Genomic DNA, 23,906 nt, shown 5'->3' on the forward strand with positions numbered 1-23,906 from the left:
GTGCGAATGTTGACATGAGTAACGATAAAGAGGGTGAGAGACCCTCTCGCCGAAAGACCAAGGGTTCCTGCTTAAAGTTAATCTGAGCAGGGTTAGCCGGCCCCTAAGACGAGGCAGACATGCGTAGTCGATGGGAACCACGTTAATATTCGTGGGCCTGGTGGTAGTGACGGATCGCAAAAATTGTTCATCCTTATTGGATTGGGTGGGCAGTGGGGCGGTTCCAGGAAATAGCTCCACCTTATAGACCGTACCCGAAACCGACACAGGTGGTCAGGTAGAGTATACCAAGGCGCTTGAGAGAACTATGTTGAAGGAACTCGGCAAATTGCACGCGTAACTTCGGAAGAAGCGTGACCCCAATTTGGGCAACCATTTTGGGGTGGCACAGACCAGGGGGTAGCGACTGTTTATCAAAAACACAGGGCTCTGCGAAGTCTAAAGACGACGTATAGGGTCTGACGCCTGCCCGGTGCTGGAAGGTTAAGAGGAGGGGTGCAAGCTCTGAATCGAAGCCCCAGTAAACGGCGGCCGTAACTATAACGGTCCTAAGGTAGCGAAATTCCTTGTCGGGTAAGTTCCGACCTGCACGAATGGCGTAACGACTTCCCCGCTGTCTCCAACATAGACTCAGTGAAATTGAATTCCCCGTGAAGATGCGGGGTTCCTGCGGTCAGACGGAAAGACCCCGTGCACCTTTACTATAGCTTTACACTGGCATTCGTGTCGGCATGTGTAGGATAGGTGGTAGGCTTTGAAGCGGGGACGCCAGTCTTCGTGGAGCCATCCTTGAAATACCACCCTTATCGTCATGGATGTCTAACCGCGGCCCGTCATCCGGGTCCGGGACAGTGTATGGTGGGTAGTTTGACTGGGGCGGTCGCCTCCGAAAGAGTAACGGAGGCGCGCGATGGTGGGCTCAGAGCGGTCGGAAATCGCTCGTCGAGTGCAATGGCATAAGCCCGCCTGACTGCGAGACTGACAAGTCGAGCAGAGACGAAAGTCGGTCATAGTGATCCGGTGGTCCCGCGTGGAAGGGCCATCGCTCAACGGATAAAAGGTACGCCGGGGATAACAGGCTGATGACCCCCAAGAGTCCATATCGACGGGGTTGTTTGGCACCTCGATGTCGGCTCATCGCATCCTGGGGCTGGAGCAGGTCCCAAGGGTTTGGCTGTTCGCCAATTAAAGCGGTACGTGAGCTGGGTTCAGAACGTCGTGAGACAGTTCGGTCCCTATCTGCCGTGGGTGTAGGAATATTGACAGGATCTGTCCCTAGTACGAGAGGACCGGGATGGACATATCTCTGGTGGACCTGTTGTCCTGCCAAGGGCATAGCAGGGTAGCTATATATGGACGGGATAACCGCTGAAGGCATCTAAGCGGGAAACCCCCCTGAAAACGAGTATTCCCTATCAGAGCCGTGGAAGACGACCACGTTGATAGGCCGGGTGTGGACGTGCAGCAATGCATGAAGCTTACCGGTACTAATCGCTCGATCGGCTTGATCGTTCTCATTGTTCATGCTCATCTCGCGGCGAACGCAAAGCGTTCGTCCGCTCATGAGCAGCCAGTAGGAGTTAGGCAGTAGGCAGTAGCCTCGGTCCGCTCCAGGACGTGTTCAAAAAAGACTATTGCCTAATGCCTATTGACTAAGGCCTGACAGTCTCCAGCTTCTCAAACAAACATTGCCCTTAATCGACCTGGTGGTCATTGCGGGGTGGCTGCACCCGTTCCCATTCCGAACACGGCCGTGAAACACCCCTGCGCCAATGGTACTTCGTCTCAAGACGCGGGAGAGTAGGTCGCTGCCAGGTCTGTTAAAGGCAATGCCACATGGAAATGTGGATCAAATAATCTTCTCGCACGAAAACAACGGCCCCTGGCCGATCCCAAGGGCCGCCCCAAAGGCGGCTTTTGTCGTTTTGGGGCACATGGCAGACAAACTGAAATGCGAGGAAGCGCACAGGATCTTGCCGGTGCCCTCCTTACAGGAGACAAGTTGCTCCGCAACTTGCTCCGGCAGTAGATGTAAGTGCGTCGCACTCACATCGCCGCGATAAATCCCGCACGGATTTACCGCACCGGTATTTTGCCCAGGGCAAAAACCTTATAACGCGGGGTGGAGCAGCCCGGTAGCTCGTCAGGCTCATAACCTGAAGGCCGCAGGTTCAAATCCTGCCCCCGCAACCAAACAAAATGCCCGCCCCGCGCGGGCTTTTTCTTTGGTAACAGGGCCGAGGATCTAGCAGCCCCAGCGCAATGCAGCGGTTGAAACGGGCGAATCCCACAGAGAAAACTCCTCGTCGCTGAGGAAGGCGAGCGTGACGGAAAGGCCCTGCATGTCGAGCGACGTGGCATAAGTGCCGACAAGCGAGCGCTGGATCCGCAGGCCGTGCGCGACCATGAACTCGTGAGCAATATTGTAGGCGAGATAGAGTTCGGTTGTGACATGTTCAGCCGGTTTGCCGCGCCGGTGACCGTCTGGCATTCATGGACTGCGACGAGGATTCGCAACAGGTTCAGGTCTTGCATGTGAGCCTCCTCCCAAGATGCTCGCCATTTCTTGTTTCAGACGCGCGAGGCCTCTCCATCGACTATGGTCAGGAGATTGGCGAAAGTCGTTGTCACCGGAGTGGCGATGCCAAGTGCAGCACCGGCCTTGCTGACTGCCCCGGTAATCGTATTTATTTCCATGCGCCGGCGGGGGGATGCAGCGTGGGCTGCCGGAATGGCATCATTCCTGGGGGTGCTGAGGCGTGCATTTTCCAACCAGCATGTTTTCAGGCTAGAGATGATTTAGGCCGACAACCGGAAACAGACTTTTGAAACTTCTCTTAGTCGAAGACGACGCAGAGCTTGCGCAGTGGCTGATCAAGGCCCTGAAGCAGCGGTATGCCTTCATGATCGACTGGGCTGATGATGGAGCGTTGGCGGATCAACGGTTGCGACAAGAAGAGTTCGACGCTGTCATCCTGGACCTCGGACTGCCGAAGAAGGATGGACGCGCGGTTCTAGCGGCCATGCGCAGCCGCGGAGACACGACACCTGCACTCGTCCTGACGGCTCGCGACACGTTGACCGAACGAATCGGGACGCTGCATGAAGGCGCGGACGACTTCCTGGCCAAGCCGTTTGCAATTGAGGAGTTGGAGGCAAGGCTGGTGGCGCTGGTGCGTCGGGCCCATGGGCGAAACGCAGGTACTTTCTCGTGCGGTGACCTAACCTACTATTCCGCCGAGCAGCGCTTTACCCTCAATGGCGATCCATTGGACCTTTCGCCCCGCGAGCACTCGCTCCTGCGCATTCTCGTACAGCATGCGGGAGAGCCGATGTCGAAGCAGAAGATCGTCGACAGGATGTTCTCCTACGACGCCGACATCCAGCTCGAAGCGATAGAGGTCATCGCTCACCGATTAAGGAAGAAGCTCTCTCACTCCGTCCAAATCAGGACGCTTCGGGGCCTCGGCTACGTGCTTGAAGCGGGTGCGACATGAGCGCCACTGGCACCCATAAAACAGGACGTCCTCTAGCGGTCACCCTCGGGGTGTGGATTGTTCCGGCGATCATTCTTGCGATGGGCTCGACGCTCTGGTTCAGTGCGACGACCGTCCAGGAGATGGCCGATAGCGCCTACGACCGATCCCTCGCCGGAGCCGTCAGGGCGATCGATGCAAACATTTCAACGGAAAGCGGTGGCGTCGGGGTCGAGCTTCCCTATAACCTGTTCGAGTTCTTCCAGCTTACCGCACAGGGCAAAGTCTACTTCAACGTATCCACAAGCGACGGGCTGGTGCAGATCGGGGACGTGCTTCTGCCGGAGACGCCGAACCTTAAACAGGGCCAGCTCCGTTTCCATGACGGCGACTACTTCGGCGAAATTATCCGGGTTGGCGCGCTTTCCCGCCCGCTCGATCCTGCGAAACCAGATGGAACTCAGATCACAATCCAGGTTGCCGAGACGAAGCTGTCGCGCACCACCTTCCAGAACGAGCTGATCATTCGCGCCATTCTGCGCGACATCCTGGTCGTTGCGGTCCTCGGTGCACTGATAGGCGTCGGGGTCTATATGGCGCTGAAGCCACTCAACAGGCTGCGTGAAGCCATCGATGCTCGCGAGCCTGACGAGTTGAAGCCTCTCGAGGTCGCTGGCCTGCCCAAGGAGGTTCGGCCGGCGGTCGAGGCTATGAACCGGTTGATGGCGAGAAACGTGGAGCAAGCCGAACAACAGCGCCGATTCCTGGACGACGCATCACATCAGCTCAGGACGCCGATGACGATCCTGCGCACCCAGATCGACTACGCGCTGCGCCAGTCGAACCCTGACGAAGTCCGTGCGGCGTTGCAGTCGTCGAAAGTCGTGCTGGATCGCTCCATTCGGACGACAAACCAGCTTCTCGCCCTAGCTAAGGCCCGGACTTCGCAAGGCACGGAGACATACCCGCAAGCCTCTATCGATGTCGCCGAGTCCCTCGCCGAGGTCGTCCGCATGCTGTGGCCACGTATCCGTAGCCGCCGGATGGACTGCGTGGTCGATCCTCCAGAGGTTGCGCTGAGGATCCGGGCCAACGAGGGGCTTTTCCAGGAAGCGGTGATGAACATCCTGGACAACGCCATCAAGTACGGGCCTGAAAGCAGTCTCCTTACGGTGACTCTTCTGCGCGAGGACGGCTGGGTTGTCGTCGAGGTCATGGACGAGGGGCCGGGTATGGAGGAAGAGGAGCTGGCTTACGCCGGTACGCGCTTCCGCAGCGGTCGGAGGGTGACGAGCGGTAGCGGTCTAGGCCTGGCGATCGCGCTGACCGTGGCCCGCGCCAGCGGCGGATCGATGCAAGTGAGGAACAGGTCCGATCGAAGCGGCCTTATCGTCTCGGTCCGGCTGCCGCTTGCGATTGAAAGCCAGTTGAAAGCTTGAAGCGGATATATGACGAGCCTCGCAGATAGGAGGTCTGCGTCCGTCATCTGGAGGATCATCAATGACAATCGCATCTCGCGCCGCGCTCGCCGCCGCCATTTCCTTTACAGCCGTTTCCTTCGCTCCGTCTCTTGCGCAAGCCGAGCCGAAGAACCCGGAATGCATCGCGCCTGCCCAGCCGGGCGGCGGTTTCGACATCACCTGCAAGCTCGCCCAGGCGACGCTCCAGCAATCGGGTGCAGTGAAGTCCCCGATGCGCGTCTCGTACATGCCGGGGGGCATTGGCGCTGTGGCCTATAACGCGATCGTCGGCCAGCGCCGTGCCGAACCTAACGTCGTCGTGGCTTTCTCCGCTGGATCGCTCCTGAACCTCGCTCAGGGCAAGTTCGGGGCATATTCCGAGAAGGACGTCCGCTGGGTCGCCAGCGTTGGCACGGACTACGGCGCTGTCGTCGTCCAGGACAGCAGCGAATACAAGTCGCTGACGGACCTGATGGCGGCCATCAAGAAAGACCCGAAGTCTGTCATCATCGGAGCCGGCGGCACGATTGGCAGCCAGGATTGGATGAAGGCCGCGATGGCGGCGCGGGCGGCAGGCATCGACTACAAGGCCATGCGCTTCGTCGCGTTCGAAGGCGGCGGGGATTGCGCGACGGCTCTGCAGGGCGGACACGTCCATGTCTGCATGAACGACGTCGGTGACAGCCAGGCAGCGATCGATGGCGGCGCGCCGCTGAAGCTCCTTGCGATCTTCTCGGAACAGAGGCTCCCAGGCAAGCTGTCCCAGGTGCCGACTGCCATCGAGCAGGGGTTTGACATCAAGTGGCCCATCGCCCGCGGATTCTACGTGGGACCTGAAGTCAGCGACGCGGACTACAAGTGGTGGGCTGATGCATTCGCCAAGACGATGCAGTCTCCCGACTACGCCGCCGAACTCCAGAAGCGTAACCTTTTCCCGCTACCCATGACGGGCGAGGAAACGAAGGCGTTCGTGGAGAAACAGGTGGCGTCATACAAGAAGCTCGCCGCTGACTTCGGTCTCGCCACGACCAAATAAGGCCTTACATCATGAAAACCGACCGCATCCTGGGAGCGACCGCAATAGCGGTCGCAGCAATAATGCTCGTCTTCGGGTACGGACTTCAGGCTCCCTTTGCCTACGAACCTGTCGGACCTCGCGCCTTTCCGCTCATAGCTGCGGGCATGATCGCGCTGTGTGGCGTCATCCTGGTTCTGAAGCCGGGAGAGCCTTCGTCCGGCCCAGCAGGTCCCACGGGAGCGCTTGCAGCCCTGTCAGGCTGCCTCGTGGGCTATGCGCTGCTCTTCCAGCCGCTCGGCTTCGTGATCGCGACCACGATCTTCATGATCCCGATCGCTATGATCTTCGGCGCTAGGTGGTGGCAGGGTGCGGTAACGGGCGTCGTGCTGGCTGTTTCGTCATACCTGCTCTTCGACCGCGTTCTGGAGGTCGTCCTCCCGGTGGGACCATTCGGAGGGATCGTCTGATGGATACGTTCAACCACCTCATGCATGGCTTCGGTGTCGCTCTTGCCCCCACCAACCTGCTGCTGGCTGCGCTTGGAGCTGTCGTCGGCACCATGGTTGGCGTCCTGCCGGGTCTTGGACCCATCAACGCCGTCGCCATGCTGGTTCCCGTCGTGTTCGCGTTGGGACTTCCTCCGGAAGGCTCGCTGATCTTCATGGCGGCGATCTATATCGGGTCGGAGTATGGCGGACGGATCAGCGCCATCCTGCTCAACGTGCCAGGCGAGGCGTCGGCGGTGATGACCGCTCTGGAAGGCTACCCGCTCGCGCGTCAAGGAAAGGCCGGCATCGCACTTTCGCTGTCTGCCTGGACGTCGTTTGTCGGGTCGGCTATCGCAACTTTGGGGATCGTACTTGCAGCTCCGGTTTTAGCGAAGTGGGCCTTGGCTTTCGGGCCAGTCGAGTATGTCGCCCTCATGGTCTTCGCCTTCGCTTGTCTTACGGGCCTCCTCACGGATCAGCCTGTGAAGGCCATGCTCGCGATCGGGCTTGGACTCGCCATCTCCACAATCGGCATAGACGCCAACTCCGGCGTCTATCGCTACACATTTGGCTCCCCCAACCTGGTGGACGGCGTCCAGTTCGCCACCATCGTGATCGGTCTCTTTGCTATCAGCGAACTGCTGATCATGCTCGACACGATGCGCGGTGGAGCAGCCGTCCGTATCGAGCAGCTCGGGCGCTCCCTGTTCAACGGGGCCGAAATGCGCTTCACGAATATGGCGACGCTGCGCGGGTCGCTGATCGGGTTCTTTGTCGGCATTCTTCCAGGCGCGGGTGGAACCGTGGCTTCTGCGCTCGCCTACACCACCGAAAAGCGTGTCGTTGAAAGGAGCGATCCGGAAGGAAGCCGCTTCGGACAGGGAGAGGTGCGCGGGCTGGCTTCAGTCGAGGCGGCCAACAACAGCGCGTCCAATTCCAACTTCATCCCGATGCTGACGCTGGGCATTCCCAGCTCCGGGACGACCGCGATCATGCTTGGCGTCCTGACGCTCTACAACTTGACGCCGGGTCCCGCGCTCTTCCGTTCGCAGCCCGATCTGGTCTGGGGACTCATCGCCTCGCTCTTCATTGGCAACTTCATCCTTCTTGCTATCAATATCCCGCTTGTCGGCGTGTTCGCCAGGATGCTGTCTGTCCCGGCCTGGGTTCTGGTGCCGTTCATTGTCGTCGTCAGCGCAATCGGCGTCTACTCTGGCAAGTCGACGACCTTCGACCTCGTGCTCATGGTGGCGCTCGGGGTGGGAGGATATCTTCTTCGCCGAACCGGCGTTCCGATGGCACCGCTCATCCTCGGCTTCGTGCTCGGCAAGATACTGGAGCAGAGCCTGAGGCGGGCGCTTTCTCTCTCCGCCGGTGATGTGGCCATCCTATGGTCGAGCCCGATCTCGATCACTCTGTGGATCATGGCTGCCGCTGTTCTACTTCTCCCCCTGCTTCTGCCGAGGTTCACGAGGTGGCGGCACAACACGGCAGTCCAGGCGGAGTGATCGCGATGAGCTACCTCGTATCGAGCAAACACGACGATACTTCTGCGGGCGATAGGCTTCGCGCGCTTTTGCGCGGGCCTGAGATTGTCATGATGCCCGGCGCTCACAACGGAGTTGCGGCCCTACAGGCCAAGGCAGCAGGGTTCAAGGCGCTATACCTTTCCGGAGCAGCGATGAGCGCCTCCATGGGGCTACCTGATCTCGGGATCCTGACGCTCGAGGACGTGCTGTTCTTCACCCGCCAGATCGTGCGCGCATCCGGCCTCCCATTGCTTGTCGATGGAGACACCGGCTTTGGCGAGGTCCTGAACGTCATGAACACGGTGCGCCGTCTTGAGGAGGTCGGGGCGGCTGCAGTCCAGATCGAGGACCAGGTGCTGCCAAAGAAATGCGGTCACCTGAACGACAAGAAACTTGCGACCCCCGAAGACATGGCCGCCAAGGTCGCCGCAGCGGCGCGAGCTCGGAGCTCACTGCTGATCATCGCCAGGACCGATGCTGTTGCAGACGAAGGAATGGAGCGGGCAATCGACCGGGCTCGCCTGTACGTCCGGGCCGGAGCCGATGCCATCTTCCCGGAGGCACTGACGACCGAAGTCATGTTCGCTGAATTCGCCGCAGCCATGGGCGAGGTCCCTCTTCTCGCGAACATGACCGAGTTCGGCCGCTCACCCATCATTTCCGCGAATAGGCTCCAAGACATAGGCTTTCGCATCGTCATGTGGCCGGTCTCTTCTCTGCGGGTTGCCAACCACGCGCAGCAGTTGTTGTACGATGATCTCTTCCGCAATGGCTCCAACGCTCTTTCTATTCCGAGCATGCAAACTCGCTCCGCCCTCTATGAGCTGATCGGTCTGGCCGATTACGAGGCTCTTGATGCCGGTATTGTGGCCAGCCGTCTACCGTCGTGAGGAGCAGACTTGGTTCTGACGCTGAGGCAACGGTCGACCGCGCACATGATGCGCTCCCACGGAAATTTTGAATGGAGGAAAACATGACGACATTCTCACGGAAAGCGGCATTGCTTGCGGCGACACTGCTGTCTGTGCCTGCTGGTTCGGCTGCGGCGACGGAGACGAGCGACGTCAGGATGACGTGGTTCGGAGTTACGAACTGGTACTATGAGATAGGTGGGACCGGGATTCTAATTGATGGCGTCGTATCGAAATTCAATGACAAAGAAGCTCCTTCCGACAAGGCGCTAGTGGAGCGTGTTTTCAAGGCGCTGGATCGGGGTGCAGGTGTTGATAAAATCTTCATCGGGCATGAACATGACGATCATTCTTTCGATGCGGTAGCTTGGGCGCAAGTGACCGGCTCCAAAATCTACACCTCAGAAGTCGCATGCGAAGCTGCTATATCGCGGGGTCACCGGTCTGTGGTCCCTTATCGGCAAGCTGGTCGACCTCTTCCTACCACAGGAGTGCGCCAACTACTTCGCCTCCTGCGGCTATGACCCAGACTGAAAGGAAACCGCTCTATACGTCGCGCGTTCCTGATTGCGATCATATGGGTGCTGCCAATGGCCATACCGCGTGCCGTGCACGATATGTCGACCCATTCGGCGACGAAACGTAGGTAAGCTGTAGCAGTCCGCCTTCCCCGCAATGCCGATGGCAAAGCGCCGATCCATCACGGCCCGGACGGATCGAACCGCGAGAGCGTCCTACACGGGCGGCAAGACGTTCTAAGGCGCGCTGGCCGCCCGCTGGAGCCTCGCTGCACCCAAGGGGCTGAGCGGGGCTCCCGACGGCTCTGGCGGGTTATAGCGGCGATGACGACCAAGGCGGTCGATCGCCCTTCACAGCAGGCCTGCGCCGATGCGGTCGTGACGACGCAGGGCATTGAAGCCCTGCGCCGCCAGCGCCACACGCCGCGCTTCGGAAACGGAGATCTCCACCTTCAGGAGCGCGCGCCCGACACCGTCGCGATAAAGGCGCGCAGGTCGGCCAGCATCAGTTCCGGCTCTTCCAGCGCGGCGAAATGCCCGCCCCGCGGCATGTCGGTCCAATGCACGATATTGTAGGTCTTCTCCGCGAACGAGCGCGGCGGCGGCAAGAACACCGGATCGGGGAAGGCCGCAACGCCGGTCGGCACCTGGATGCGGGTGCCGGCCGGAAGCATCCGCGACTCCTCAAGCCGGCTGCCGTAGTAGATCCAGGTTGCAGTCACGAACGATGCCGGCGCGATGTAGAGCATGATGTTGGTGAGGAGTTCCTCCTCGGAAAACTTGCTCCAGATGTCCGGGTCGCCATCGGCGGTTGTCGGAAGATCGGCCCACTTGCCGAACTTTTCGAGTATCCAGCCGGCCGCTCCGACCGGGCTGTCGGCCATCGCGACGCCGAGCGTTTGCGGGCGGGTTGCCTGCTCGTGAAAGTAGGCGCTCTCCCGATCGGCAATCGCGGCCCGCTTGGCGGCGAAGGACTTCTCTTCGTCGGTCGTCGGAGCGGCATCCTCCGCACGCACGGTCATCATGTTGATATGGATGCCGAGCAGAGCGTCCGGTCGATCATGCGCTGCCCAGACCGCGAGGGCGTGGCCCCAATCGCCCCCTTGAATGAAATACGGCGCGTCGCCGAACAGTTGGATCATCAGCCCATGCACGAGCGCAGCAGCCCGCCGCGGGCCGATCGGGCCCGTGATCGGGGTGGAGAACGCGAAGCCAGGAAGCGAGGGGACGACAACATCGTGCCCGTCCGCTGCGAGCGGCTCCAAGAGCCGCTCGAATTCGAGATACGAGCCCGGCCAGCCGTGGAGAAGCAGGACGGGCGGCTTGGAGCCGTCGCCCTTCACATGAACGAAGTGGATGTGCTCGCCTTCCACGTCGGCCGTGAAGTTGGGGAGTGCGTTGAGGCGCCGTTCGACCGCACGCCAGTCATAGCTGTCCCGCCAATAAGCGGCGAGCCGCTTGAGGTCATCAACCCCGACCCCCGCCGACCAGCCTTCCGCATCCGGCAGCTGGCTCCAGTCATAAGCCTCGACCTTGGCTCTGATCGTGGCAAGCCGTTCGTCAGGGATGTTGATCGTGTAGGGTGAGATCATGATGTTCTCCGCTGAAACTGGGATGCGGTTCGAGGAAGAGGGTGTCCACCAATCCGCTATTGTCGATGGATGTTCTGAGAGCCGAAGGCCACTCGGCATACTGCTCGGTACGTCGCCGAGGTTGAAATCGAACCTTCTGCCTGTTGTAATCGAACGCATGGATACCGGCACGGCCATCGCAAGACAACCACGCTGGTCGCAGGTCTGCGCATGACCGGCATGGTCGCGCCGATGGTGCTCGGCGGGCCGATCAACGGCGACTGGTTCGAGGCCTATGTCGGTCAGGTCCTCGTGCCCGACCTCAGGCAAGGCGACATTGTCATCATGGACAAGCTCTCCAGCCACAAGCGTGCCGACGTCCGTGCGCTGATCGAGGCCGCCGGTGCCCGCCTCATGTTCCTCCCGCCCTACAGCCCCGACTTCAACCCAATCGAGAAAGCCTTCTCCCGTCTCAAAGCCATGCTGCGTAAGGCCGGCGAGCGGACCGTCTCCGGTCTGTGGTCCCTTATCGGCAAGCTGGTCGACCACTTCCTACCACAGGAGTGCGCCAACTACTTCGCCTCCTGCGGCTATGACCCAGACTGAAAGGAAACCGCTCTAACCTACGGCAAATTGAAGCATTCAAGGCCACGGTTGAATGCGGCTCCGTCAGCCGTGCAGCCGTACCGCGCCGTGATGGGTGATGCCGACGCTATGGGTGTTGGCGATCAGGACAGGCCCGACAAAATAGCCGCCGCCCTTGATCGAGTGCGAGCCGTCTCCCGGTCAGCAGACCGTGAGGTTCACACCATTGTCGTCCAGGTTGTTCTTCAGATCATCGCCCGGCATCTTATCCGTCACCACGTGATTGATGTCGCGCCAGGACGCGTAACGGGCCGGGAACAGCCGGTCTTGCTTGGAGTGGTCGGCAACGACGACGGTGCCTGCGGCGCGTGCCACCATGGCGCTATAGACCGCCCCGCATTCGAGAAGCGCATCGGAAGGCCCGTCGGGGCCGAGGCCGCTCGCGCCGAGAATGGCGAAATCGGCGTAGAAGGAATTGAGGAACGAAACCGTGTGCGCGCCGACAGTCGCGCCCTCGGTGGCGTGATAATCGCCCGGCAACATGAGGACCTTGATGGTCGGATTGATCGCGAGCACGGTTGCAACGCCGAAGGAATGGGTGAGCACGGTGATGTTCTTCATCTCCACCGCAATGCGCCTGGCGGTGTGCACCGTCGTCGAGCCGGAGCCGATCATCAGCACCTGAGCACCTTTCAGGATCTGCACCGCCGCCTTGGCGATCCGCTCGCGCTCGGCGACGAAAAGGGTGTGGCGCTCGGTTACCGACGGTTCGGTGGAGAGAGAGCGCACGGCTCCGCCGTAGGTACGGTTCAACAGGCCCTGTCCGGTCATCTCGTCGAGGTCGCGGCGGATGGTCTCGGTCGAGACGTGGAGCCGTCGGGCAAGTTCCGCCACGCGCAGGCTCGGCGCCTGGTTGAGCTCGGTCAGGATGCATTCTTGACGTACGCTCTTCGGTTTCTTCATCGCCGCTTGCTCCTCAGCATTCCGCCGGTCTTTTCAGCCATCCATTCCAGTCCGCCGGCCAGCGCCGCATCGTAGACCGCGCCGCCCATACCCCTGCCGGCATCTGCATGAGGGCCGGCATAGGCCTGGTCTTCGTCGGAGGCCGGGCAGGCGATCGTATGGATTTCCGGTGCGTTCATCGCGAGAGTTGTGTCAGGAACAACGAGGTCGAACAAGTGTCGTGGCTTTTCTATCCCCGCTCGTCTCAGGCCCCCGGCTGCGGCAGGTACGCGATCAGCTCGTCTGTAGTCATCACATTGGCATAGATCATATGGAGCCGCTCAAGTTCACTCACATGCAGTTTCATCGTGCCGGCGGCGCAGGCGTCGTCGACGACGATGACGTCGAAGCTCTCGTCGGCGAGACTGCGGACCGTCGAGGAGACGCACTGGTCGGTGAAGATGCCGCTGCACACGACGTGGGTGATGCCCATGTTGGCCAGCACAAGCCTGAGATTGGTGCCGGTCAGCGCGCTGTCGGTGGTTTTGGTGACGACGATCTCGCCGTCGCGGGGGGCGATCTGCGGCAGGATCTGCGAGGCTTCCTCCTCCCTGGGCAGGAGAAGATCGTTCCAGCCCGGTTTCTTCTGGCTGAGCGAGCGGTCGCGGCCGTCTGTGCGCAGGCATGCGATGCGCGCGAAGAACACGTCGAGACCGAGCGTGCGGAAGCGCTCCAGGAGGCGCCGGTTGTTGGGGATGACGGTGCCGTGCATCCGCTCGTGGAAAAGTGTCCAAGCGTGATAGCGGGCAAGCTCGTCCCCCGTGAGGGTGGCGGGATCCGGGCGGTCGAGATAGGTGTTCTGCATGTCGATGACAAGCAAGGCCACCTTGCCCTTTTCGAGCACAGGATCCTCGGGTTCCGGTGCGCCCTGATAGTAGAAGGAACGCCGTTCGGTTTTCCAGTTCACGTGCCCGCCCTCATGCATCCGCCTGGCGACGGCGCACCAGCGCGATGGCGAGGCCCCCTATAAGGAGCACGGCGGCGGCCGAAAGCGTACTCATCGTGCCGAGCGCCGGCACCATCGGCGAATAGCCGGCGACCATCTTCGAATAGAGCCATTTCGGGATCGTCGAGTCGACGCCGGCGGTATAGAGCGACAACGGGAAATTGCCCCAGGAAAGCAGGAAGGCGAAGAGCGCGCCCGACCAGATGCCCGGCCAGAGGATCGGCAAGGTCACCTCGCGCAGGATGAACCAGCGGCTGGCGCCAAGGTCGCGGGCAGCCTCTTCGAGCGTCGGGTCGAAGGAATAGACCTGGATCGCGATCACTAGCGTTACGACCGGAACGATCCAGACGAGATGGGCGACGACGGCCGTCTGCCAGCTCGGATTGATGCCGAGCGCGTTGAACCACAAGAGAAGGGCAAGCCCCAGCACCGGCTGCGGAAAGAAGACCGGCAAGAGGATCGCCTTCTGGAACAGCTTGCGTCCCCTCCAGTCGTAGCGGGCAAAGGCAAGCGCGCCGAAGAAGGCGAAGACCACCGAGACCAGAGTGACGATGAAGGCGATCAGCAGGGAGTTCTGCACCAGTGACTGGATTTCGAGCGACGCGAAGGTCTTGCCCCACCATTCGGTTGAGAAGACGCGGATCGGAAAGCCGAAATAACGTCCCTTCGACAGGCCGGCCAGCGCACCGCAGATGATCGGCAGGTAGATGGCGAGAATGACAAAGGCGGTCCAGACTTTCACGAAGGCGCGGGCGCGGATTTGCGAACGGGTTTCCATGTCTCACCTTTTGCCGAGAATGCGGTCGAGATCGAGCTTCGACAGGACGTAGAGCGCAAGCCCGCTGACAATGGCGACGAGCAGGAGAGCGAGTGCCGAGCCGAGCGGCCAGTTCTGCGCATAGGTGAAGGCAACCTCGATGTCCTGCGCAATGGTGATGACCGACTGGCCGCCAAGGATCTTGGATTCGGCGATGGCGCCGGCGCCGAGCACGAAGGTGAGCAGCATGCCGATCAGGATGCCGGGCATGGCGAGCGGCAACTCGATTTCACGCCAGATCATGAGCCGGCTGGCCCCGAGGTCGCGCGCCGCATCGACCAGATCCCTGGGGATCATCGCAATACCGAGCGACATCGGGAACAGCATGAAGGGAAGATAGACGTAGAGCATCCCGAACAGAATGGCGCCCGGGTTATAGAGCACTTCCGGACCGCCGGAAAAACCAAGCCATTTGAGCCCGCCGTCGAGTACGCCGTTCTTGATGAAGAACAACACCCAGCCATAGAGCCGGACGTTTTCCGAGACGAACAGCGGAAAGACGAAGAGCACGCCGACGAGGCCCGACCCTTTGCCGAACATCCGGTTGAGGCCGTAGGCGATCGGATAGGCGATCACCGCCAGCAGCGCCACGGTTGCGGCCGCATAGCCGAGCGACCAGGCAAACGACATCCACACCGTATTCGACGGATCGAATACGGTGGAGAAGTTGGCAAGTGTGAAAGAGCGGAAAACGTCGAAGCTCTTCGGTGTGGCGAACGCATAGGCGGCCACCGTCAGCAGCGGTGCGAGAAATCCGAGGACCAAAAGGAGGGTGACGGGCGCGGCGGCGCGAAGTCCGGCAGGGATGGCAGGCAGCAAGCTTCGCTCGCCGGCGGTTGCGGTGTATGTCACGGCCGCCATGTCAGCCTCCCACCACGATGGCGTCGCGGGCGTCCCAGCCGATGGTGACGCTGTCGCCTGACGACAAGCCGGGGACCGCTGCCCGTGCGGCTTCGACGAGATAGATCCGGTCGCCGGAATGGACCTGATACTGCATGCGCGAGCCGAGCGAGTATTCGTTGTAGATCCTGCCCGTGATCAGGTTGCCGGCGGTCGATGGGCCGGTGACGAAACGCATGGTCTCCGGTCGAACGATGACGGTTGCCGTGTCGCCGATCACCTCGTCCGTCGGAGCGACGGTGATTGACTGTCCATCGCCGAGGATCCAGCCGCCCTGACCGTCGCGCCTTACTTCGAAACTGTTCACTTCGCCGAAGAATTCCGCGACGAAGCGCGTTGCCGGCTTCGTGTAAATTTCCTCCGGCGTGCCGATCTGCACGAGGCGGCCGCGGCTCATCACCCCGACGCGATCGGACATGACCATGGCTTCCTCGAGCGAGTGGGTGATGTAGACGAAGGTCTTTCCGCTCTCGCGGTGCAGGTCCTTCAGTTCCTTTTCCAGCACCTTCTTCAGCTTGTAGTCGAGGGCTGACAGCGGTTCGTCGAAGAACAGCACGTCGGGATCATAGGCAAAGGCGCGGGCGAGCGCGACGCGTTGTTTTTCACCGCCCGAGCAGCGCATCACGTTCTTGGCGTAATAATGTTCGGGCAGGCGCACCATGCGCATGAGTTCGAGCGCGCGGGCTTTGCGTTCGGCGGCGGCCATCCTGCGGACCTTCAGCGGGAACTCGATGTTTTCGCCGACGGTCTTGTGCGGAAACAGGGCCAGCGACTGGAAGACAAGGCATGTCGGCCGCTTGTCGGGCGGTACGTCGTTGATCAGTTCGCCGCGGAGCGTGATATAGCCTTCGGACGGCGATTCCATGCCGGCCAGCATGCGCAGGAGGGTCGTCTTGCCGGACCCGGAGGGTCCGACAATGGTGACGAATTCGCCCTCCTTGATATCGACATTGATGCCGTCGACGGCGGCGAAGTCGCCGAAGATCTTGCGGACACCGACCAGTTGCAAAACCGGCGCCGTTGCCGGAAGGACTGCGTCGTCGGTTTTGGTGGCGGTGTCGGGCAGGGTGGGCGAGATCGTCGCAAGGCTCATGTCGTTTGCTCCGTCAGAACAGGTTCGGCTCAGCCGCGCAGGCGCTTGGCCGCCGTCATCAGTTCCAGTGCCTTGTCGTAGTCGGGCACGATGTCGTACTCGGCCGAACGGGCCATGTCCTCCTCGAGGCTGTCCCACTGGATGGCTTCCAGTTCTTCCTTGGTGAAGAGTTCGAAGCACTTGGGGTTGCCCATCTGGCTGACCGGATTGAACGTGCCTTCAGCAAAGGCGACGGTGTGGGCGACCTGCGGGTCCTGGACATATTTCAGGAATTCCACGGCAAGCGGCGAGAGCTCGGGATTGTTGACGGTCGAGGTGATCTCGATCCACGAGATCCCGCCCTTGCCATCGATCGGACCCTTGAGCGGCGTGATTGCGCGGAGCTTCGGATAGCCGTCCGCCCGTGCCGGGGAAACCGAATAGGTACCGCCAGTCATGTAGAGATCGATCTCGCCCGAGACGAGCGCCTGGTTGAGCGAAGCCATGTCGCCGACCATCTTGGCGCCCTTGAAGACCTTCTCGGCGGTTTCGGCGAAAGCCTTGAATTCCTCTTCCGTATGCTCCTTGAAGGGGTTGATGCCGGCGACCAGGAAGATGTTGAAGACGTTCCAGTCGTCGGATTCCTGGATGCCGTACTTGCCGGCGAGCGAGGCATCGTTGAACAGGTCCCAGCCCTGTTCTTCGGCCGTCGCCTTACTGATCTCGTCGGTGTTGACGACGAAGCTGTAGGGCCCGAAGCGCTGGGCCATGCCGAGGAGGTCCTTGCCGTCGTCGCTCATCGCCCAACGATAGGGCGCCTTGAACCCGGGCAGCATGGTGTCGAAGTAGGGCTCGAATTCGGCGCGCGGCAGCGGCTTGATCAGGCCGGCCGGCGCCATGATCTTGCGGGCCCAGGGATTGTTGACGTTGATGAGATCCCAGATCCTGGTCTCGCCGGCCCGGAGCCGGTTGATCATGGTCGGATCGTTGGTCAGGCTCTCGGCCTTGACGGCGGCCGACTGGCTGGAACGGAAGGGGTCCAGCACCTGCGCGGAATTGTAGCCTTCCCAGCAGAGGATGTTGAGCTCCTTCTCGCGGGCCGCGAAGGCGCGGGTGGCGCTCGCGAGCGGTCCGGCGAAGGCGGCCGCGCCCATCATTTGCATCATGTTGCGCCTGGAGATTTTCATCATTGTCGTTCCCCTTGTCTTGGCCGCTTGATCGGCTCATGGATGTTTGATGTTGGAAGTGTGTCGCAAAAATGTGTAGTTTACAACATTTATTTCGTCGTTCATTGTGCGTTGCGCAATGACGCTCAGTGAGTATCCGGTGCCGTTTCCAATTTCGGGTCACAGGATAAAACCGGCGCAATTGCACGCATTTTCTTTGCATTCCTTTTGTGCAGCCGGCGTGGCGATGTTTTAATCCGATGCATGAAATTGGTGCAGGTGCGATCTCTCATTTGTGGAAGTCACAACAATAAAGCGAGCAGGACATGTTGAAATCACTACAGGGGAAAACCGTCATCGTGACCGGCGCAAGCCGGGGTATCGGCAAGGGCATCGCCCTGCGCTTCGGGGAGGCGGGACTGAATGTCGTGGTCGTGTCGCGCAGCCAGGGTGATGCCGACAAGGTGGCGGCTGAAATCGGTCCGAACGCATCGGGATTTGCCGCGGATGTCAGCACGGAAGAGGGCTGTAAGGCGATGGTCGAGACAGCAGTCACCCGCTATGGCGGCGTTGACGTGCTCTGCGTCAATGCCGGCATTTTCCCGGCTGCGAAGCTGGGCGAAATGACAGCCGGTGATTTCGACCACGTGATCTCCACCAATCTCAAGAGCACCTTTCTCGGCATCTCCGCCGTGCTGCCGGCGATGACCAGGGCCGGCTCGGGCCGCATCATCATCACCTCGTCGATCACAGGGCCCATCACCGGCTATCCGGGATGGGCACATTATGGGGCGAGCAAGGCCGGCCAGCTCGGTTTCATGCGCACGGCCGCGATCGAACTGGCGCCGAAGAACATCACGGTCAATGCCGTGATGCCGGGCAACATCATGACGGAGGGCCTCGAGGGCAACGGCCCGGAATACATCGCCGCCATGGAGGCTTCCGTGCCGCTGCGCCGTCTGGGCACGCCGGCGGACATCGCAAACGCGGCGCTGTTCTTCGCGTCGGAGGAGGCCGCCTACATCACCGGCCAGTCGATCGTCGTCGATGGCGGCCAGATCCTGCCGGAATCGCTTGGTGCACTGGAAGCGATGGGCTGAAGACGGAAGAAGCCGGGCGAAGGTCGCCTGGCTTCCCTACCGGCCTTTCAGGCGCTTCAGCGCATCTTGAGAATGCTGTCCAGCGTGCCGGTGAAGAAGTCGGCATCCTCGTTGGAGAAGCACAGCGGCGGACGGATCTTCAGCGTCGCGCCATACTCGCCGGCAGCCCCGATGAGGATGCCGTTCTGCTTCAGCTGGTTGATGGCAAGGGTCGCGAGCGCGGTATCCGGCGTGCCGTCTTCCGGATCGACGAAATCGAGGCCGATGAACAGGCCGGCCCCACGAACCTCGCCGATTTCCGGATGGGACGCCCGCAAGTCCGTGAGCGACCGCTTGAAATAGGCGCCGACCGTGCTCGCCCGCGCGACGAGTTCTTCCTCTTCGATCACTTGCAGGACGGCATGGCCGGCTGCCGCCGCCACCGGGTTTCCGCCGAAGGTGTTGAAATAGCCCGTCTCTTCGCAGAACCTCTTGAGGAATTCCGGTCGGGTGACGACGCCGCCCATCGGAAAGCCGTTGCCCATCGGCTTGCCCATGGTGACGAGGTCGGGCGTCAAGCCATGCCGCTCGAAGCCCCAGAGACCACCGCCCGTGCGACCGAAGCCCGGCTGGACCTCATCGGCGATCAGCAGGCCGCCGGCGCGGTGTACGACATCGGCGGCAGCCTTCAGGAAGCCGGCGGGATCGGCATAGATGCCGTCGCTCGAGAAGATCGTGTCGATGATCAGCGCGGCAAGGCCGATGCCGCGTGACTTCAGCTCTGCGATCGCTCCTTCGACCGAGGCCGCGAAACTCTCCCCGACGCTCATGCCGTCGCGGGCCGACGGCGCCGGAACGACCGCCACGAAGGGCGCCGGCTTGCGCTTGCGCAACGAAGACGGCGAGATCTCGGTCACCAGCGCCGTGTTGCCATGATAGGCGGCCCTGGTAACGATGAAACCGTCCGCACCCGTCACGATGCGGGCGATCCGCATGGCCAGATCGTTGCTCTCGCTGCCCGTGCAGGTCATCACGACATTGCTCAGGCTATCGGGAAACCGGGAGAGCAGCTTTTCGCTGTAGGCCTCGACGACGCGATTGAGGTAGCGCGTGTGGATGTTGAGCTCACCGACCTGGCGTGCAACGGCCTCGATCACCCGAGGGTGGCAGTGGCCGACGGACGGCACGTTATTGTAAACGTCGAGATATTTGCGGCCGTTGACGTCATACATGTAGGCGCCCTTAGCGCGCACCATCTCGATCGGCTGCTCGTAAAAGAGAACGGAGGAGGCTCCGAAGGTCGCCTGCCGCCGGGCGACGCGCTCTGCGAGATCAGGCGGAAAGCCTTCCGTCCGTGTTGCATCGAAGCGGTTGAGGTCGAGGATTTCTTTGGTGGCGGTGCTCATCGGGGCTTCCTCAACCGTGTTTTGCCAGATAGCGCTCGGCGAGCGCCACGGTGCCGTCGGTATAGGCCGTGCCCATGGATTGCGCCGTCGGCGTCTCTGCATGCGAGGCGATCCAGGCGGTGAGTTGCATGCGCCGGAGCATGATGAACATCGGCAGGGCCGCTTCATGCTCCGGATCGAGCGGTGCGACGCGCCGGTAGCCTTCCAGCCATGCCGCCATCAATTGCGGAATGAACGGCTCATGCTCCATGAAGCTGATCGCGGCGGCGAAGTCATAGGCAAACCAGGAGAGGCCGCAATCGTCGAAATCGATGACGCCCAGCCGGTCGCCCTCGACCAGCAGGTTGGCGGCACGCATGTCGCAATGAACGAGGCCGAACCGGTCGGCGCCGTAGCCATAGGCCCGTGTCTGCTTTTCCAGCATCGCGTGGGTCCGCTCCAGAACCTCCTTGCCGTCGGGCGTCAGGCCGAGGGCGGCGCGCCAGTCGCCCCAATAGGCGCCATCACCGAGGATCCGGTCGAAGTTCCAGGTCTTGCGGATGAACAGGTCCGGATGAGCCCACTGGCGGCTATGCTGATGCAGGCGGGCATTGATTTCGCCAAGTGCTCCGTACCACTTCGCCAGGTCGAGATCCGTATCCGGTTCCTTGCCGCTCATGAATTCGAAGGCGACCGCATGGCGAACCGTTTCGCCATCGGAGAACTTCTGAAGGAGGCTGCCGTCTCCGGCCGGGATCGGCCGGGGCGTGGGGACGACCCCATCCCGCCGGAGCGCTTCGATCCAGGCAAGCTCAGACAGGATTTCCGCCTCCGAATGATAATCGGGTCGGTGGACCCGAACGATCAGCTTCCGGTCAGGGGTTTCGTCGTGAACGAGGAACGTCGCGTTTTCCGAAATGGTCAGAAGCTTGACGTTTGCATGCGCCGATACCGCCCAGACCGGGCAGAGCGCGCTGACGGCAGTGGAAAGCCGGGTTAGAAAATCTGCGTCGTACAACACTTCGACATTCCGATCGGTGGATTGTTTTGCAATTCCAACAATAAAAATGTTGGGATTGCAACATAAATCGTGTGCGCCCGGGTCAAGCTCGCGGTTGTTCACGCGGAAAGCAGGGCGGAGTCGGATACGCTCGTTTTCCCCGGATGTTTAAGCTGCGTCGCAGCGCCGCTTGGTCGACCGTGCCGTTAGGCAGCCACCGGCGCCAATGCGGTGCGCGGAGAGGACGGCATATCCCTGTTCATGCCCCTCATATGAGGCATTCGCTTTCCAGCCCCCGATCCCGAAGCTCCTTGCTGAAGCTTATGATGCCCTTGCGCAATATCGCCTCGAATTGCAGAACAATGCGCGAAACGGGTCTGTTGCGCGAATAAAGAAGCGCGAAAGTCAGGGGTACATGACGTTCGTAGGGAATGGCGACCACTTTTCCCAGCGGATCGTGGGCCAGCACGAGCGGGTGGGCAAATGCGATGCCCAGTCCGCTTTGCGCCATGTGCATCGAGGTCACAGACTGGTTCGTCGTCAGAACCTGAAAACCGGCGACTTCTTCACCCAGGCTTTCGCGCAGGATAAAGCCCGGTGTGGTTTCCGCGCCATGAACGATGATCGTTTGTTTCATCAGATCTGCGGCGGTGATGATATCATTGCCGGCAAGAGGGTGCCCGGCAGGTACAAGGCACACCATCGACATGCGCAGGAGCGGCTGCACTGAAACGCCGACCTCGTCGAGCGGCATGAATGCAAAACCTATATCGCAGTATTCCTGACGGATCTGTCTTACGACATCGCTGGCCGTGTGCACCTCGGTGCGGATTTTCACCTGGCTGCGCGCCGCCCTGAACGCTTTGATGGCGTCGGGCAGTATCTGCGCCGTAAATGAAGGGACCGAAGCAATCGACAATGCGCCGGCCCGGTTGTCCTTCAGTTCTTCGGCCTTGCCTCGCAGGGATGCCATCTGGGCGAAGAGACGTTCGATTTCCGGCAATACGTTATTGGCCTCGATTGTCAGCCGGGTCCTGCCGTTCGACCGCACGAAAAGAGCAAAACCGAATTGCCCCTCCAGTTCCTTCAGCGTTTGGCTGACGGCCGGCTGCGAAACGCGCATCAGGCGTGCCGTTTCGGTGACGCTCTGCGTACGCGCGAAAAGGCGGAATGTCTCCAACTGGCGGAGGCCGATGTTCATAACCGATCCCTTATGTCGACATAGAAGTTTTGTATTAGTTCTAATGGAAAAACTCTGCAATTGTCCTCACCGGGAACAAAATAAAGAAACTGGACAGGATCAGAACAGGTTGGATGCTCTCCTCGATATCGGTGGCCTTGAGGTTGATTTCTCTCTAAAGGAAGGTCTCCTGCATGCTGTAAAGGGCGTTTCCTTCACGGTCGGGCGTAGCGAAACCCTCTGCCTTGTCGGTGAATCCGGATCCGGCAAATCGCTCACCGCGCTTTCCGTTCTCGATCTGCTGCCGGCCGGAGCGACCCGCCGCATGGAGCGTGCGATCTTCGCCGGACAGGATATTTCCCGCTACGGGGAGCGGCAGATGCAGGATCTGCGGGGACGTGCGATCGGCATGATCTTCCAGGATCCGACGATGGCCTTCAATCCGACCATGACGATCGGCAGGCAACTCGAGGAAGTGTATCTGCGCCACGTTTCGCGCGATCGGCGGAAGGCCCGTGCAACGGCAATCGGCCTGCTGGACCGGGTTGGCGTCACCAGGCCCGAAACACGCATGAATGAATATCCGCATCAGCTTTCGGGCGGGTTGCGCCAGCGGGCGATGATCGCCATGGCGCTGATGTGCGAGCCGCAGCTCCTCATTGCCGACGAGCCGACGACGGCGCTGGACGTTACCATGCAGGCCCAGGTGCTTTCGCTCCTGAAATCCGTTCAGGAAAGCTTCGGAATAGCGATCCTGTTCATTACCCATGATCTCGGTGTCGTTGCGGCGATTGCCGACAGGATAGCGGTGATGAAATCCGGCCTGATCGTCGAGACGGGCGATGTCAGGCAGGTTCTCGCAAACCCGCGCGAAGCTTACACGAAAGCCCTGATCGCCGCAGTGCCGAAGGCACCGGCCCTTGCTCCCCTCCATCTCCCGGAGACTGCGCATGCTGGTTAATACTGCGCGCACGATTGCGCTCGAAGCAGCCATGGCAACCCGGGAATTTGCCGTCAAGGGCCGCAAGGAGCCATTCATCGCGGTCAACGAGGTCAGCCTGAGGCTTTACGAGGGAGAATCTCTTGCGCTGGTCGGCGAGTCGGGTTCGGGCAAGACGACGCTTGCGCGCATGATGCTCGGCCTGCTCGAACCTACCCGGGGCGACTTGCAGGTTTTCGGTCGTGAAATCAGCACCTATTCGCGTCTTCATCTGGCCTCACTTGTCCAGCCGGTCTTTCAGGACCCCTATGCCTCGCTCAATCCGCGCAAGCGTCTGGTCGACATCATCTCGATGCCGTTGCGCGCCGCACGCAAGGTGAGCAGGGACGAGGTGGAAGCGCGGGTGGAAGACATTCTGCGGAAGGTCGAATTACCGGCATCCTTTGCCCGGCGCTTTCCCCACGAACTTTCCGGCGGCCAGCGTCAGCGCGTGGCCATTGCGAGAGCCCTGATAAACGAGCCCAGAATTCTGGTTTGCGACGAACCGACATCGGCGCTCGACGTATCCGTGCAGGCGCAGATTCTCGAATTGCTGAAACAGCTCAGGGTCGAACTTGGTCTGTCCTATCTCGTTGTCACGCACAATATCGGCGTCGTCTCCGAACTGTGTGACCGGGTTGCGGTCATGTATCACGGGAAGCTCGTAGAGGACGGCCCGGTTGGGAATGTCCTGCGCGCACCTGTGCACGACTATACGCGCCGCCTGCTGTCCGCCGTCCTGCCCGTGGATCCCGACCAGGCGCGCGCTCTTCTTCTTGCTGCTTTCATTCCTCCCGAAAACCGCCCGTCCTGAAATGGAGAAT

Annotated in this window: 20 protein-coding genes, 1 tRNA gene, 2 rRNA genes and 4 pseudogenes (1 of these 27 only partly in view); 15 read left to right on the forward strand and 12 right to left on the reverse strand. The window is 60.9% G+C overall.

Features of this window, described 5'->3' with window-relative positions; all coding sequences use genetic code 11:
* The 3 genes from QTA58_RS11970 to QTA58_RS11980 form a co-directional block, all read left to right on the forward strand.
* Positions 1-1,512: ribosomal RNA gene (locus tag QTA58_RS11970) — 23S ribosomal RNA — on the forward strand; it begins 1,367 nt to the left of the window's first position.
* 190 nt (positions 1,513-1,702) lie between these two features.
* A 5S ribosomal RNA gene (gene rrf / locus QTA58_RS11975) occupies positions 1,703-1,817 on the forward strand.
* Positions 1,818-2,116: 299 nt separating this feature from the next.
* Positions 2,117-2,193: transfer RNA gene (locus QTA58_RS11980), tRNA-Met, on the forward strand.
* Positions 2,194-2,245: 52 nt separating this feature from the next.
* Here the strand turns inward: QTA58_RS11980 and QTA58_RS11985 are convergent.
* Positions 2,246-2,443, reverse strand: a pseudogene (locus QTA58_RS11985) (dihydroxyacetone kinase subunit DhaK); the annotation flags it as partial.
* A gap of 382 nt (positions 2,444-2,825) precedes the next feature.
* On the opposite strand from QTA58_RS11985, the gene QTA58_RS11990 reads away from it, so the two are divergent.
* The 8 genes and pseudogenes from QTA58_RS11990 to QTA58_RS12025 all read left to right on the forward strand — a co-directional run.
* Positions 2,826-3,497, forward strand: coding sequence for a response regulator (locus QTA58_RS11990; RefSeq protein ID WP_289672986.1), 672 nt, complete (start codon positions 2,826-2,828; stop codon positions 3,495-3,497).
* Positions 3,494-4,915, forward strand: coding sequence for a sensor histidine kinase (locus QTA58_RS11995; protein ID WP_289672988.1), 1,422 nt, complete (start codon positions 3,494-3,496; stop codon positions 4,913-4,915). The genes QTA58_RS11990 and QTA58_RS11995 overlap by 4 nt, the downstream gene beginning before the upstream one ends.
* A gap of 61 nt (positions 4,916-4,976) precedes the next feature.
* Positions 4,977-5,972, forward strand: coding sequence for a tripartite tricarboxylate transporter substrate-binding protein (locus tag QTA58_RS12000; RefSeq protein WP_085420744.1), 996 nt, complete (start codon positions 4,977-4,979; stop codon positions 5,970-5,972).
* Between the two features lie 11 nt (positions 5,973-5,983).
* Entirely contained in the window at positions 5,984-6,421 is a 438-nt protein-coding gene (locus QTA58_RS12005; protein WP_289672990.1) for a tripartite tricarboxylate transporter TctB family protein, read from the forward strand.
* Entirely contained in the window at positions 6,421-7,950 is a 1,530-nt protein-coding gene (locus QTA58_RS12010) for a tripartite tricarboxylate transporter permease (RefSeq protein ID WP_289672991.1), read from the forward strand. Before QTA58_RS12005 ends, QTA58_RS12010 begins: the two co-directional genes overlap by 1 nt.
* Before the next feature lie 5 nt (positions 7,951-7,955).
* Positions 7,956-8,861: a methylisocitrate lyase gene (gene prpB, locus QTA58_RS12015; RefSeq protein ID WP_289672992.1), complete on the forward strand. Its 906-nt coding sequence runs from the start codon at positions 7,956-7,958 to the stop codon at positions 8,859-8,861.
* Positions 8,862-9,040: 179 nt separating this feature from the next.
* Positions 9,041-9,289: pseudogene (locus QTA58_RS12020) on the forward strand (MBL fold metallo-hydrolase); the annotation flags it as partial.
* A 22-nt stretch (positions 9,290-9,311) separates the two neighbouring features.
* Positions 9,312-9,416 (forward strand): annotated as a pseudogene (locus QTA58_RS12025) (IS630 family transposase); the annotation flags it as partial.
* Between the two features lie 436 nt (positions 9,417-9,852).
* On the opposite strand, the gene QTA58_RS12030 reads toward QTA58_RS12025, so the two are convergent.
* Entirely contained in the window at positions 9,853-10,992 is a 1,140-nt protein-coding gene (locus tag QTA58_RS12030; protein ID WP_289672993.1) for an epoxide hydrolase family protein, read from the reverse strand.
* A 168-nt stretch (positions 10,993-11,160) separates the two neighbouring features.
* Between QTA58_RS12030 and QTA58_RS12035 the strand changes: the two are divergent.
* Positions 11,161-11,577, forward strand: a pseudogene (locus QTA58_RS12035) (transposase); the annotation flags it as partial.
* Positions 11,578-11,757: 180 nt separating this feature from the next.
* On the opposite strand, the gene QTA58_RS12040 reads toward QTA58_RS12035, so the two are convergent.
* From QTA58_RS12040 to QTA58_RS12070, 7 genes are all read right to left on the reverse strand, one after another.
* A complete protein-coding gene (locus QTA58_RS12040; RefSeq protein ID WP_289672994.1) occupies positions 11,758-12,519 on the reverse strand; it encodes a DeoR/GlpR family DNA-binding transcription regulator in 762 nt (253 codons plus the stop codon).
* Positions 12,516-12,698 carry a hypothetical protein gene (locus tag QTA58_RS12045; RefSeq protein WP_289668991.1) on the reverse strand — a complete coding sequence of 61 codons (183 nt, stop codon included), beginning with the start codon at positions 12,696-12,698 and terminating at the stop codon, positions 12,516-12,518. The genes QTA58_RS12040 and QTA58_RS12045 overlap by 4 nt, the downstream gene beginning before the upstream one ends.
* A gap of 65 nt (positions 12,699-12,763) precedes the next feature.
* The gene (locus tag QTA58_RS12050; RefSeq protein WP_289668992.1) at positions 12,764-13,465 is read right to left on the reverse strand and encodes an isochorismatase family cysteine hydrolase; all 702 of its coding nucleotides are present in this window, start codon (positions 13,463-13,465) and stop codon (positions 12,764-12,766) included.
* 10 nt (positions 13,466-13,475) lie between these two features.
* Positions 13,476-14,282: an ABC transporter permease gene (locus QTA58_RS12055; RefSeq protein WP_289668993.1), complete on the reverse strand. Its 807-nt coding sequence runs from the start codon at positions 14,280-14,282 to the stop codon at positions 13,476-13,478.
* A 3-nt stretch (positions 14,283-14,285) separates the two neighbouring features.
* Complete coding sequence (locus QTA58_RS12060; protein WP_289668994.1) at positions 14,286-15,182, reverse strand: ABC transporter permease; 897 nt, start codon at positions 15,180-15,182, stop codon at positions 14,286-14,288.
* A gap of 1 nt (position 15,183) precedes the next feature.
* Complete coding sequence (locus QTA58_RS12065) at positions 15,184-16,314, reverse strand: ABC transporter ATP-binding protein (protein ID WP_085420736.1); 1,131 nt, start codon at positions 16,312-16,314, stop codon at positions 15,184-15,186.
* Between the two features lie 29 nt (positions 16,315-16,343).
* Complete coding sequence (locus QTA58_RS12070) at positions 16,344-17,483, reverse strand: PotD/PotF family extracellular solute-binding protein (RefSeq protein ID WP_085420735.1); 1,140 nt, start codon at positions 17,481-17,483, stop codon at positions 16,344-16,346.
* A 302-nt stretch (positions 17,484-17,785) separates the two neighbouring features.
* Here QTA58_RS12070 and fabG point away from each other — a divergent pair, with 302 nt between their 5' ends.
* A complete protein-coding gene (gene fabG, locus QTA58_RS12075; RefSeq protein WP_289668995.1) occupies positions 17,786-18,559 on the forward strand; it encodes a 3-oxoacyl-ACP reductase FabG in 774 nt (257 codons plus the stop codon).
* 56 nt (positions 18,560-18,615) lie between these two features.
* On the opposite strand, the gene QTA58_RS12080 is transcribed toward fabG, so the two are convergent.
* From QTA58_RS12080 to QTA58_RS12090, 3 genes are all read right to left on the reverse strand, one after another.
* A complete protein-coding gene (locus tag QTA58_RS12080; protein WP_289668996.1) occupies positions 18,616-19,944 on the reverse strand; it encodes an aspartate aminotransferase family protein in 1,329 nt (442 codons plus the stop codon).
* Between the two features lie 10 nt (positions 19,945-19,954).
* A complete protein-coding gene (locus QTA58_RS12085) occupies positions 19,955-20,944 on the reverse strand; it encodes a phosphotransferase enzyme family protein (RefSeq protein WP_289668997.1) in 990 nt (329 codons plus the stop codon).
* A 247-nt stretch (positions 20,945-21,191) separates the two neighbouring features.
* Positions 21,192-22,124 (reverse strand): LysR family transcriptional regulator, encoded by a 933-nt coding sequence (locus QTA58_RS12090; protein ID WP_289668998.1) that lies wholly within the window; start codon positions 22,122-22,124, stop codon positions 21,192-21,194.
* On the opposite strand from QTA58_RS12090, the gene QTA58_RS12095 reads away from it, so the two are divergent.
* Positions 22,117-23,064: an ABC transporter ATP-binding protein gene (locus QTA58_RS12095; RefSeq protein WP_289668999.1), complete on the forward strand. Its 948-nt coding sequence runs from the start codon at positions 22,117-22,119 to the stop codon at positions 23,062-23,064. The genes QTA58_RS12090 and QTA58_RS12095 overlap by 8 nt on opposite strands.
* Positions 23,024-23,896: an ATP-binding cassette domain-containing protein gene (locus tag QTA58_RS12100; protein WP_289669000.1), complete on the forward strand. Its 873-nt coding sequence runs from the start codon at positions 23,024-23,026 to the stop codon at positions 23,894-23,896. Before QTA58_RS12095 ends, QTA58_RS12100 begins: the two co-directional genes overlap by 41 nt.
* Positions 23,897-23,906 lie beyond the last annotated feature (10 nt).

It is taken from the genome of Neorhizobium sp. CSC1952 (assembly GCF_030378245.1).
Lineage (GTDB): Bacteria > Pseudomonadota > Alphaproteobacteria > Rhizobiales > Rhizobiaceae > Neorhizobium > Neorhizobium oryzae_A.